11 protein-coding genes and 2 rRNA genes are annotated in these 11,894 nt (G+C 37.9%); 4 read left to right on the forward strand and 9 right to left on the reverse strand.

From position 1 onward, the window contains the following. Positions 1-48: 48 nt before the first annotated feature. Both N0O92_RS07665 and ltaE read right to left on the reverse strand, forming a co-directional pair. A complete protein-coding gene (locus tag N0O92_RS07665; RefSeq protein ID WP_315614080.1) occupies positions 49-720 on the reverse strand; it encodes an SIMPL domain-containing protein in 672 nt (223 codons plus the stop codon). A 148-nt stretch (positions 721-868) separates the two neighbouring features. Continuing rightward, positions 869-1,885: a low-specificity L-threonine aldolase gene (ltaE, locus tag N0O92_RS07670; RefSeq protein WP_315614081.1), complete on the reverse strand. Its 1,017-nt coding sequence runs from the start codon at positions 1,883-1,885 to the stop codon at positions 869-871. Between the two features lie 118 nt (positions 1,886-2,003). On the opposite strand from ltaE, the gene N0O92_RS07675 reads away from it, so the two are divergent. Both N0O92_RS07675 and N0O92_RS07680 read left to right on the forward strand, forming a co-directional pair. Beyond that, on the forward strand, positions 2,004-3,170 hold the full coding sequence (locus N0O92_RS07675; RefSeq protein WP_315614082.1) for an MBL fold metallo-hydrolase: 1,167 nt from the start codon (positions 2,004-2,006) through the stop codon (positions 3,168-3,170). A 3-nt stretch (positions 3,171-3,173) separates the two neighbouring features. Continuing rightward, positions 3,174-3,449 carry a DUF3006 domain-containing protein gene (locus N0O92_RS07680; RefSeq protein WP_315614083.1) on the forward strand — a complete coding sequence of 92 codons (276 nt, stop codon included), beginning with the start codon at positions 3,174-3,176 and terminating at the stop codon, positions 3,447-3,449. 68 nt (positions 3,450-3,517) lie between these two features. Here the strand turns inward: N0O92_RS07680 and N0O92_RS07685 are convergent, their stop codons facing one another. From N0O92_RS07685 to N0O92_RS07700, 4 genes are all read right to left on the reverse strand, one after another. Continuing rightward, positions 3,518-4,429 (reverse strand): fumarylacetoacetate hydrolase family protein, encoded by a 912-nt coding sequence (locus N0O92_RS07685; protein WP_315614084.1) that lies wholly within the window; start codon positions 4,427-4,429, stop codon positions 3,518-3,520. 13 nt (positions 4,430-4,442) lie between these two features. Next, positions 4,443-5,501 (reverse strand): DmpA family aminopeptidase, encoded by a 1,059-nt coding sequence (locus tag N0O92_RS07690; protein ID WP_315614085.1) that lies wholly within the window; start codon positions 5,499-5,501, stop codon positions 4,443-4,445. Positions 5,502-5,741: 240 nt separating this feature from the next. Further along, positions 5,742-6,896, reverse strand: coding sequence for a M20 peptidase aminoacylase family protein (locus tag N0O92_RS07695; RefSeq protein ID WP_315614086.1), 1,155 nt, complete (start codon positions 6,894-6,896; stop codon positions 5,742-5,744). A gap of 147 nt (positions 6,897-7,043) precedes the next feature. Then, a complete protein-coding gene (locus tag N0O92_RS07700) occupies positions 7,044-7,910 on the reverse strand; it encodes a LysR family transcriptional regulator (protein ID WP_315614087.1) in 867 nt (288 codons plus the stop codon). A 148-nt stretch (positions 7,911-8,058) separates the two neighbouring features. Between N0O92_RS07700 and N0O92_RS07705 the strand changes: the two genes are divergently transcribed. Then, positions 8,059-9,033: a DMT family transporter gene (locus N0O92_RS07705; RefSeq protein WP_315614088.1), complete on the forward strand. Its 975-nt coding sequence runs from the start codon at positions 8,059-8,061 to the stop codon at positions 9,031-9,033. A gap of 68 nt (positions 9,034-9,101) precedes the next feature. Here N0O92_RS07705 and N0O92_RS07710 read toward each other — a convergent pair whose 3' ends face one another. Then, positions 9,102-10,046, reverse strand: a complete 945-nt coding sequence (locus tag N0O92_RS07710; protein ID WP_315614089.1) for an AEC family transporter — start codon at positions 10,044-10,046, stop codon at positions 9,102-9,104. 290 nt (positions 10,047-10,336) lie between these two features. Between N0O92_RS07710 and N0O92_RS07715 the strand changes: the two genes are divergently transcribed. Beyond that, a complete protein-coding gene (locus tag N0O92_RS07715) occupies positions 10,337-10,951 on the forward strand; it encodes a 3'-5' exonuclease (RefSeq protein ID WP_315614090.1) in 615 nt (204 codons plus the stop codon). Positions 10,952-11,550: 599 nt separating this feature from the next. On the opposite strand, the gene rrf is transcribed toward N0O92_RS07715, so the two are convergent. Both rrf and N0O92_RS07725 read right to left on the reverse strand, forming a co-directional pair. Further along, positions 11,551-11,666, reverse strand: a 5S ribosomal RNA gene (gene rrf / locus N0O92_RS07720). Between the two features lie 101 nt (positions 11,667-11,767). Further along, a 23S ribosomal RNA gene (locus tag N0O92_RS07725) occupies positions 11,768-11,894 on the reverse strand; the annotation flags it as partial.

Here is an 11,894-nt window from a genome sequence, read left to right on the forward strand (position 1 = left end):
ACCAGAAGTTCTCATTCTTTCGCAAATCTAAATTTTCTTTCTTTTCACTCAAACTAAGTAAGTGTATTCTAGCTCTACAGCAGCTGATATCGTTAATTCTCCCTCTTGAATGGGCGTTGCTCCCACTTGAGCCGATAAGACTGCTGGGTAGTAAGGGATTGGTGCTGTTTTATTAATTTCTGTCATTTTAATCGGGATAGGATGCAGCGCCACTCCTATCGCATTACTCATCACACTAGCTTTTTGATTTGCCTCTTCAATTGCTTGCACCAATGCAGCTTGATATATTGTAGATGGGTCCCTTATCGTAAAAATAATAGAAGCAACAGTGTTGGCCCCTTGTTCTACAGCTACATCAATTACGGTTCCCGCTTGCTCCACTTGGTCTAACGTTAATTTAAGTAAATGAGCGACACGATAACCCCGAAACACTTGTTCTCCTTCTAGATAATCATACTGCGGATCAATACGAAAGGTTGACGTTTGGATTCTATCTCTGCTTATTCCTAAATTTAGAATTGCTTGAATAATACCTGAAATAAAAGTAGCATTTGTCTGTTGAGCACTCGCTACTGTTGCTTCTTCGCTAATGACTCCTAAAAGGATTTCCACACGATCAGGGGTAACAGAAATACGACCTTCTCCCACTACTTTAAGAACTGCACTAGAATTAACATTTCTTATTTGATTGTAATGCTGATTCACTTCACCTCTATACATATGTGACCCTCCCTTTTTCAATGTACTCTTACATTTATATTTTTGAGAGCTTTTCCACATACTAGTACGCTTAAGAAAACACAGACAAATTTAGAGCTGAATGTGAAAAAGCCTGCTGAGTACGTACTCATTGCAGGTTTTTTCCAGACTATATTTTTTGAAGCGCCACTAGTGCCTGTTCGATTTGCTCTTTGGTTACATCATAATGAGTAGTAAATCTCACTGTTGTTGGACCAAATGAAACAGCTAAAATGCCTTCTTCTTTGAGACGTTCAATGTATTCCTTAGAGGTAATCCCTTTTGCTGTTGTATCAACTAACACAATATTAGTATCTACAGCGTTAATAACGGATATTCCTGTTATGTTTTTCACTCCTTCTGCGAAGTGTTGAGCATGCTGGTGATCCACTGCTAAACGATCGACCATTTCTGTAAGAGCGATTATTCCTGGAGCAGCTAGCACGCCAGCTTGACGAAGACCTCCCCCTAAACGCTTTCTCCATTTTCTTGCTTTAGTAATAAACTCATGGCTTCCCGCGATAATGGAACCAACAGGAGCTCCAAGTCCTTTTGATAAGCAAATTTGTACAGTGCTTGTAAACTGGGTAAATTCCTTCACTGTCTTGCCTTCCGCTACGGCTGCGTTAAAAAGTCGTGCCCCGTCTAAATGGATAGGAACGTGAGCCTTAGTTGCAACATTAAAAATAGCTTCCATATTCGATATAGGAACGATGGCGCCACCAGCACGATTATGAGTATTTTCTAAACAAATTAATCCTGTTTCGGGTTCGTGTATATCATTTCCTCGAATAGCAGATTGGACGTCAGCAGAGTCCATCGCTCCATTTATGCTAGAAATAGTTCGTGTTTGAACCCCAGCAAACGCAGAAATCGCTCCACCTTCGTAATAAAAAATATGAGAATCCTTTTCTAATAAAACTTCATTGCCAGGTACACAATGGCTCAACACGGCAATTTGATTTCCTTGCGTTCCACTTGTCACAAACAAGGCCTTCTCTTTTCCTAATAGATCTGCTGCAAGCTCTTCTAACTGACTAATCGTCGGATCTTCGTTATAGACATCATCCCCAACCTCTGCTTCATACATTGCTTTTCTCATAGCCTCTGTCGGTTTCGTTATTGTATCACTTCGTAAATCTATCATCCTTTTTCTCCTCACTTTTATTTCTCCTATTTATTATACACGAATAAGGATTGATAGAGAAAATCTCGTACCGTATAATTAGAAGAACAATAGATTTCAGTCATCCTAGGGGGATTTTATGGCAAGAGTTAGTAAACTATTTCTAAGCTTTATCGCACTGATTATGATCTCAGCTTGTGGCACAACGTCTTCTTCAGAACCTAATTTTGTTCATTCAAGCACGGAAGCACCGACTACCACAAATGCGAATACCCATTCAACAGACGCTCATAATCGACACGATCATTTACATGTTCATTACATCGATGTCGGGCAAGCTGATGCAACATTAATCGAACTTTCCGATGATGACAGGAACTATAACATTTTAATTGATGCCGGGGATTGGAATAATCATGATGTTGTTACTTATTTGGATAAAAAGGATGTTACACACCTTGATATCCTTATAGGGACCCATCCACATGCAGATCATATTGGACAGATGGACCAAATCTTATCGAAGTTTGACGTTACCGAAGTTTGGATGTCTGGGGATGAAACGACTTCTCAAACTTTCGAGCGAGTACTAGATGCTATCATAGAAAGTGGAGTATCTTATCATGAGCCCCGAGCAGGTGAAGTGTATGACATCGGACCACTATTGTTAGAAGTCTTTAATCCTGAAGAGTTAACAGGAGATCTTCATGAGGGTTCCATTTCACTTCGTGTAACATTTGGTGACATTTCCTTTCTTTTTACTGGAGATGCGGAGGAACAAACCGAGCAAGCCATGATAAATAGAGGAGATTCTCTTAAGGCAACCGTTCTGCAGCTTGGACATCATGGATCTCGCACTTCAACCACTTCACCTTTTTTAGAAGCAGTTGATCCAGAAGTAGCCATCATTTCTGCAGGTATTCAGAATCAATATGGACATCCGCACGAGGAAGTTATAAATCGGGTTCAAAGGGCGGAGATAGATTTGTTTACTACATTTGATCATGGTACGATCATCATTTCTACTGATGGACAAACCTATACCATTCAAACAAATGCGACTGAAACCAGCCTTGCGAATTCGGTTGAATCGAAAGATCCAGTTAGCATTATAGATTGCATTGATATTAATGACGCATCAGTGACTGCTCTTGAAGAAATTATCCACATTGGTCCTGAACGAGCCATGCAAGTAGTACAATTACGCCCTTTTGAAACTCTTTCAGATTTAGATCAAATTAGTGGATTAGGTTCAGCAAGAGTGGCCGATATTAAAGAAGAAAACCTAGCTTGTATAGGAGGATAATCCATGGTAAAAGGAGTTCTTGACCGAATTATTGATGACAAATATGGTGTTATTTTAGTAGAGTCATTACAAAAAGAATTTGTAGTTCACTCATCTTTTTTGCCTAATGGAAGCATAGAAGGAACTTGGTTGAACATTGAAATAGAAGGCGATACGATTCAACATATTGAAATTGATTATCATGAAACAGCAAAGGCTGAGAGTCGTATTGCTGCCAAATTGCAACACCTGAAAATAAGCCAAAGAGGCAGTCAATTTAGAAGAAGGAAAGAAACATAATCGTTTCTTTCCTTCTTTCATATCAGGTCCTATAGTCAGCAATTCAGGAAGCAAAATCTGTGTGCATATCAAATGCAATGATTATTCTTCACTTTATTTTGAAGTATACCAATTTTTTCAATCTCAATCGTGCAAGTATCTCCTTTTTTCAAGAAAATTGGCGGGTTTCGAAACACGCCAACTCCATGCGGTGTTCCGGTTGCTATGACGTCCCCAGGCTCAAAAGTAAATCCCTTTGACAAATAAGAGATAATATAGGGAATCGAAAAGATCATATGTTTTGTATTTGAATTTTGCAATACCTCACCATTCACATCTAATTTAATATGTAATTGTTGAGGATTTTCAATTTCATCTTTGCTAACAAGTACTGGTCCTAATGGAGCAAACGTATCAAATGATTTGCCCCGCACCCACTGGCCATCACCAAATTGAACATCTCTTGCACTTACATCATTCATGATGGTATATCCAAAAATATAATCGAGAGCTTCGTCCTCAGATATTTGTTTCCCCTTCTTCCCGATAACAACAGCTAATTCCGCTTCAAAATCTACTTGCTTTGATTCTTCGGGCAACTCAATTTCCTCATGATTAGCAATAATACAAGATGGCCATTTTGAGAAAATGAGTGGTTGTTTTGGTGGTTCCACATTTTGCTCAATACAATGGTCCATATAATTGTTTCCAACGCAAACCACTTTCCCTGGGTTTTCAATAGGCGCAAGTAACTTTATATCTTGGATTTGTTTGCTCACACGAGGCCTTATATCATCTGTTTGATCAAAATAACCGACAAGTGCATTAAGGTATTTTATCGCCTCTTCGCCCGCTTCGATAAAGGATTTCATCTCCTTCATAAACGATCGAATTTCACCACCTTCAAATTCTTTAGAAAGTGACTGTAAATCAATCACAACATTCTCTCGTTTCAAACCAAAATATTTTCTTCCTTCTACATCGTATGTAACAAAACGCATTCTCCCCACCCTTTCAGTTCAATAATAAATGATAAGGAAACTGTTCACTCACATTCCCATTATGACCTACCATCGTTGTTGCTTTGCACATTGAATTCCAGATCGCTTCCTCAACCGCTTCAACAGTCATTTCAAAGAAATCTGAGATGATTGGACCATCTTCAACCAAAAACGAAAAAGATTGTGTTGGCCCTGTTGAGTAATGAGGAATTTTATGGGCAGTTGAGAAAGAGAGAACAATATCTCCACTTCCATGTGCGGCCGACGAACCCGTCCTCGAAAGACCAAAAGCTGCCCGCTTTGATATTCTCCTTAATTGGCGTTCATTAAAAGGAGCGTCAGTAGCTAAAACAATCATAATTGACCCATCAGGAAGGTTCTTTCTTTCCTTATCATTATGTATACGTTTATTAGACCCTGGTAAGAGGATATCCTCCTTTTTTCCAAAGTTTGTTAAGACGAGGGCACCAAGCGTATAATCACTTCCTTCGACAGTCGTTACTCTCGAACTTGTCCCGATGCCTCCTTTAAAACCAAGACATGACATCCCTGTTCCAGCACCAATGCACCCTTCTTCTACATCTTTGTTTGCAGATAAAATAGCTTCTGTTGCATGTTCTGGTCTTACATGTAAACCACGAATATCATTAAGAAATCCATCATTGCATTCACCAACAACAACATTTACAGTACCCGCCTCATGACCTATGTCATCATTTTCATTTAAAAGATGCCGAATGGTTCCTTCTGTCACTGATGAAACTGAAAGAGTATTCGTAAGCATAATCGGACTTTCAAGAACACCTAATTCTTCGAGCTGAATGGTTCCCGTTGATTTTCCAAAACCATTAATTATATAAGAGCTTCCTATTACCTTTTCCTTAAATAAGTTCCCCTTATGAGGCAGGATAGCCGTTACACCTGTTCTTACTGAACGTCCATTAGGTAAATTAGTCATAATGGTTTTATGTCCCACTGTGACATCCCGTATATCAGTAATGCTATTTAACTTACCTGTTTTAAATTTTCCAATCTTAATTCCTAAGTCACGCAGTCTCTTTCGATTATCCATTTCTTTTCCTTTCTCCACTTATGAATCAGTACATTCGTTTGTTCTTACAATAGTTCCGCTCTTATTTATTCCTCCTGATTTCTTTTTACATATGATGTACTAACCTCAGCATGAGGCAAGCTTTATCTATCAGCTATTGAAAAGGTGTTGGTTTAGTGACATCACCTAGACAAGCATCACGCTGATTCATTTCCTCTCCTTTCTACAAAGAGAGCGTCTTCCCCGGACGCTCTTTTCGTTTTATTTAGAAGCTTGTTCAAATAATTTCTTAAGTGATCTAGCCAAAATTTCTACACCGTCTTGTAAGGCTGACAGATCAAACGTCATATTTGGATGATGCAAGCCTGGAGTTAGATCAGCACCAAGTCCTACCATCGTCGCCTGCAAACTTGACTTGGAAACAGCATACAAGTGGAAATCTTCTCCACCTGGAGTAACAAGAGGTTGTGCTAGCCCATCCTTTCCTAACACCTCCACTATTGCTTCTGCAACAATAGTCTCCATCAAACGATTTGGTACAGCTGCGACTGTCTTAGCCATTGTGTCAAGCTCGACTTCTGCCCCGTTAATATTAGCAGCAGCAATAATAGCTCTTTTCACCTTATTTGCTAGTTCATCCATAGCTTCATTCGATTCCGCACGTAAATCCAAACCAAATACTGCTTCATCTGGAATGATGTTCATATTCTTCCCTTCTGTTTGTACCATTGTCACTTTAGCAGAACTAGAGATAGTCGGATCGAGCTTAATAGAGTTCACTGCTTGAATAATCGCTGCAATAGAATCCAGTACATTAATACCAAGATGTGGTCTAGCTGCATGAGCTTGCAAACCTTTTACTTTTCCTTTAAGAACCATCGTTGCCCCATGATATATAGCAGCCGATGCTTGTCTTACATATAATTCTTGAACGGGCCTAACGTGAATACCGATTAAATAATTGATATCGTCTAATACCCCTTTTTCAATTAAAGCTTTTGCGCCTTTACCAGTTTCCTCAGCCGGTTGAAAGATGATTTTTATCGTCCCTTTTGGGCGAAACCCTTCTTCTTTTAACAATTTGATTGCATACAACACCATAGTTGAATGAGCATCATGACCACATGAATGATTCGCTTTCCATTGGCCATCTACATTTTGCCACAAAGCATCTATATCCGCTCTGATCCCAATAATAGGGCCTTCTTGTTCTCCACTCCACGTTGCAACTAATCCCGTATGATCAGAAAATGTAGAAAACGGAATGCCCAGTTCCTCCACTCTATTACAAAGATATTGTGTAGTTATCTTTTCTTCCCAGCTAATCTCTGCAATCGAGTGGAGGTGGTGGTACGTCTCTAGCAGTTGCTCTTGATGTGTTAACAGCCACTCACGATAGGTATTAATTAGACTCACTCCTTTTTATTTTCTTACTATAAGAATATTCATCCAATCAATATATGTATACTCCAGCGCAAAAAAAGGCTAAACAATCATTCATGTCCTTTCACACATAATCTATTATAAAAAACAACACATTTATTTACAATTTACAAACAAAGGCTACAATGAATCTACCCATAATTTCACTGTAGAAATAAATCTTGCTGTTGCTGGAGCCAGCTGAGATCCAGATGCAATACCGATTAAACGAAAACTTTCTCTCTCTAAGCCTAAAAGATTAACTCCTTTTGGTAATTGAGTTAAGACTAATTCTGGAAGAACACTTATTCCTAATTCATTCTGCACCATTGAAACAATGGCATGGTCATCGGCTAGTTCATATTTAATAGTTGGTTTTACATTATGTTCGCTGAAAATTCTGCGTACATCACTATTTCCCCCAACCTTTTGCATAATAAAAGGTTCCGATTCTAATTGTTTAAAAGAGATTCTCTCTTGATTCGCATATGGATGTTTTTCAGACAAAATACAAAGCATTCGGTCCGTCTTTAACGGTAAAATATTAAAACCTTCATTGGAAGGTAGTGTGACAAATCCGCAATCAATCTTTCCATTTACTAACCAATTTTCAATATCAAAATAATTTCCTTCAAATAGCTTTAAGGTAATGTTCGGATACTCTTGTTGAAACAGTTTCATAATTCCTGGCAGCCAATTGGTTGAAACACTTGTAAATGTTCCTACCCTAACAGTCCCAACTTCTAACCCATTAATAGCAGCAACTTCTTGTTGTAACTTCTCATTCACCTGCAAAATTTCACGCATATATTGTAAAGTCCTCTCACCTTCAAGAGTTACTGTTATTCCAGAGCGATTTCTAATTAAAAGAGGAAATCCATATTCTTTCTCCAGATTAGATATAGCATGACTGATAGCTGATTGGGTTAAATTCAATGCTTCTCCCGCCCTGGTTAGACTCCCTAATTCAACAGCTTTGTTTAAAATCTCAAATCTATTTATACTCATTGTGCCACCTACTTACCCACTTAATTTATTAAAGGTTTCATGAATCTTTTTCATGCAAATCATTAAAAACATTCATTTCCCTTATCTTAATTCTCATTATATACTAACTCGTAGCAAACACCTCAACGCCTGAAAGGAACGATTAATGATGAATGCACAACGTTTTTTCACAAATCAATTTGGAATTATTTTAACAGCTAGTATTGTATGTTTTCTATGGGGAAGTTCCTTTCCACTAATAAAAATCACTTATGATGCATTAGAAATCCAAGAGACAGACACATTTCTTCAAATTTTATTTGCAGGCTACCGCTTCTTTTTAGCTTCACTCCTTCTCTTTCTTTTTCTCTTTATTAAACAAAGAAATATTCATTTTGTTAAAGGTTCTTTCCCCGCTATTATTCAACTTAGTTTTTTTCAAACAACTCTCCAATATTTAATGTTGCATATTGGAGTTAGTCTTAGTACGGGTATTGAAAGCTCCATTATTACAGGATCTACAACATTCTTTTCTATTATCATGGCCCATTATCTGTATACGAATGACCGATTAAATTGGCAAAAATCTATAGGACTAACACTCGGGTTTATTGGTGTTATACTAGCTACAGGAAATGGGAATCTATCTTTTTCTTTTGGCTTTGGTACAGTGGCTCTATTAATAGCTGCTATGTCAAATGCATTTGGTGGTATTATAGCTAAAAATAAAGCAACAAAACTAAATCCAGTTTATTTAACTTCTTACCAAATGTTACTTGGCTCATTCGTTCTCATTCTCATTAGTGGACCTGGTTCAGGATTTGGTCCATTAACCTTAACTCCTCACTCCCTAGGATTATTGCTTTACTTAGCATTCGTATCAGCCGTAGCCTTTGTTCTTTGGAACACATTAATGAAGTATAATAGTGTTGGCAAAATTTCTATGTACTACTTTCTAATTCCTATTTTTGGTGTCCTTCAGTCTTCTTTCTATTTAGGCGAAACCCTTTATCCAATTGTTTTTGTGTCTCTCTTACTAGTAATCATTGGTATTTTAATTGTAAATAATCAACTAAAGTTGCCTCTTGTACGCTTTAAGCTTCACCCTGTTAAAAAATTTAAATCTGCTAAAAAAGTAAGCTAAATAAAGAAATAGGTTAGTAGAGAAGACTGATAATTCCCTTCCTTACTAACCTATTTATATATAAACGTTTATAATAGCAATTGAATAAAAAAAGCAATAACAGGAATTGATAATAGCGATAAAGCAGTAGATAGTACGACCGTAATCAAACCAGACCTATCGCCATCAGAATATCGAACAAATAAAACCGTTGCTAGTGTTAATGTTGGCATAGCAGATTGTATGATGATTAACTCCTTCATAAGGGTATCCATTGGAATTCCCCTCATTATTAGTAACGTAACAATCGGCATCAACAGAAGCTTCAAGAAAATAGGCAACGCAACATTTTTCACTTGTAACGAACTTCCTACTTTTTCCTTATGGAAAATGGATGGTATTAATAACCCAACATATAACATAGCAAGTGGGGCAGCAATCCCGGCTAATGTTCCAGTTACCTGTTTAACTATACTCGGTACCTCTAAACCACTGATTGCAAATAACAACCCAAAAGTGATTGCGAAAACAGGCGGATTTAGCAATGGTTTGAAATTAGCCAAAGAAAATCTTACTTTTTCTTGTAACAATAATACAGCAAGAGTAAATGCAGTTAATGCCATTCCTGCATCAAAAATCGAAGCTAGCAACCCTCCCAACGGACCAAATATACTTGCACATAAAGGAATACCGATAAACCCCGTATTTCCTAACCCCGATAGGACCGCAATTTGACGTGCTTTTAATGAAGTAAATCCCATTATTTTGGCAACACACAAACCAAGTAAAATCCCTAAACCGTTTATTACTAAAGAAACTAAGAAAATCAAACCCATTTGTGAAAGAACGTCTTCATTTATATCGGTTTGAAAAATAGCATTTAAAATAACACTCGGGACAGCTACAATAATTAGTATTTGTATGATAAGTTGTTTTGCCTGTATTCCTGGCTTTGTTTTTCTTTCAATTAAAACTCCAATCATCATAATAATAGCCATAACACTTACGGATGCAATAACGGTTTGTAAGTTCATAAAGTCCTCCCATAAGTCGATCAACTATACTAAACTATAAATCTAAACTCAATAAGATGCAAACGTATCTGAACGTTACTTTGTTCTCTTTTATGTACTTCATTTTTAATGAGGAAATAGACCACCTTCCTTCACATTATAGCCCTTTCAATTTTGAACAAGCGTAGATCATACCTGTCCTGACTTCCCCCTCTATTTGAAAGGCTATTACATAATTATTTTATGTAAAATACTCTCAACCTACGTTATACTTAAATATTACTAGAGAATGTTTGTTAGGAGGACTAAGAGTGGATTTTGTTGCAATAGATTTCGAAACAGCTAATACGAACCGATCGAGTGTTTGTTCAATTGGACTTGTTGTCGTAAAAAGTGGCGAGGTTACTGAAGAATATTACCAATTAGTGAAACCAAACGATATGTACTTTGACCCAATATGTGTAAGAATCCATGGGATTACGTCTGAAGATGTGAAAGATGCCCCATCATTTAGTGATGTTTGGAAGGATATCTCCCATTTATTAGAAGGAAACCTCGTTATTGCACATAATGCAAGCTTTGATATGTCTGTATTAAGATACTCACTAGATGAGTATCGCTTTGATTACCCTTCCTTTTCTTATAACTGTACCGTAAATGTTTCTAAAAAAACATGGCATGGTCTGCATAGCTATTCATTGAATGTGGTCGCAGAACATTTACAGATTGATTTTAAACACCACCATGCGCTTGAGGATGCACAAGTGGCAGCGCAGGTATATCTAAAAGCCTGCAAATACAACAATGTTTCAAGTCATGAAGAACTCATTGAAAAGCTAGAAATTGGTCAAGGTACGGTTTATGCCAACGGTTATACACCCGCACGTGCCAACAAAAAGAAAAGAAAACTAAAAGAAGCACGCTAATAATTAGTTTAAATACAGAGGATAAATTGCTAGTTTGTAAGTAGTAGTTCGAAATATGAGGTAAAGTTGGGAAGCTTTACCTAAAAAATTTATAGCTAATAAAATTAATGGCGCTAATTTTTCTTTATCGCCTGGCAAAAGGCTCGATCGATCTTTCTTTACATTTGTTGAAACCAAGATGATGTAACCATCAGCTTATTCGATGAAGATGCTGTTCTGTTGCTCCATTAATGTCACGTGAATCCTTAACCTCGCCCTTTTTAGGAAAAGATGCTGGTTCTGCTGCATTATTATTACGCACGCCCCTAACCTTCTGCTTTTTGTGCGGAGCGTGCCCGCCTGGCAACGTCCTGGCTCGGCTATTTCTCTTCTACGGCTACGTTGATCACGAAGCTTCTCTTAGAAGAGTCTCATGCTGTTTTACGAAGAGAAACAGCTCGTCTCACAGGGGGACATGATGTTGTTTCAGAGTAGCTTACTCACGATGTTACCATCGGCTTATTCAAAGAAGACTCTGTTCCTCCGGAACAGTGCTCTTCAGCGCCCTACTACTTTTTATACACAGAAAAAAGCATTCCATTACGGAATGCTTTTAGGGTGCCTGGCAACGTCCTACTCTCACAGGGGGAAGCCCCCAACTACCATCGGCGCAAAAGAGCTTAACGACCGTGTTCGGCATGGGAACGGGTGTGACCTCTTCGCTATCGCCACCAGACTATATATTGAACATCGGATTACCAAAAGGTTATCGTAGTTCAGATTTGAGATAGTTCTCTCAAAACTAGATAATGCTTTTAGAAACGTATCAAGAATGTTTTGGATAAGTCCTCGACCGATTAGTATCTGTCAGCTCCACGTGTCACCACGCTTCCACACCAGACCTATCAACCTCATCATCTCTAAGGGGTCTTACTGGATTAACTCCATGGGAAATCTCATCTTG

Source organism: Alkalihalobacillus sp. MEB130 (assembly GCF_032335535.1).
GTDB lineage: Bacteria > Bacillota > Bacilli > Bacillales > Bacillaceae_D > Halalkalibacter.

Excerpts from the sequence above, each read along its gene's own strand:
- N0O92_RS07665 (WP_315614080.1), bottom strand. The coding sequence starts at position 720 with ATGTATAGAGGTGAAGTGAATCAGCATTACAATCAAATAAGAAATGTT.
- ltaE (WP_315614081.1), bottom strand. The coding sequence starts at position 1,885 with ATGATAGATTTACGAAGTGATACAATAACGAAACCGACAGAGGCTATG.
- N0O92_RS07675 (WP_315614082.1), top strand. The coding sequence starts at position 2,004 with ATGGCAAGAGTTAGTAAACTATTTCTAAGCTTTATCGCACTGATTATG.
- N0O92_RS07680 (WP_315614083.1), top strand. The coding sequence starts at position 3,174 with ATGGTAAAAGGAGTTCTTGACCGAATTATTGATGACAAATATGGTGTT.
- N0O92_RS07685 (WP_315614084.1), bottom strand. The coding sequence starts at position 4,429 with ATGCGTTTTGTTACATACGATGTAGAAGGAAGAAAATATTTTGGTTTG.
- N0O92_RS07690 (WP_315614085.1), bottom strand. The coding sequence starts at position 5,501 with ATGGATAATCGAAAGAGACTGCGTGACTTAGGAATTAAGATTGGAAAA.
- N0O92_RS07700 (WP_315614087.1), bottom strand. The coding sequence starts at position 7,910 with ATGAGTATAAATAGATTTGAGATTTTAAACAAAGCTGTTGAATTAGGG.
- N0O92_RS07705 (WP_315614088.1), top strand. The coding sequence starts at position 8,059 with ATGAATGCACAACGTTTTTTCACAAATCAATTTGGAATTATTTTAACA.
- N0O92_RS07710 (WP_315614089.1), bottom strand. The coding sequence starts at position 10,046 with ATGAACTTACAAACCGTTATTGCATCCGTAAGTGTTATGGCTATTATT.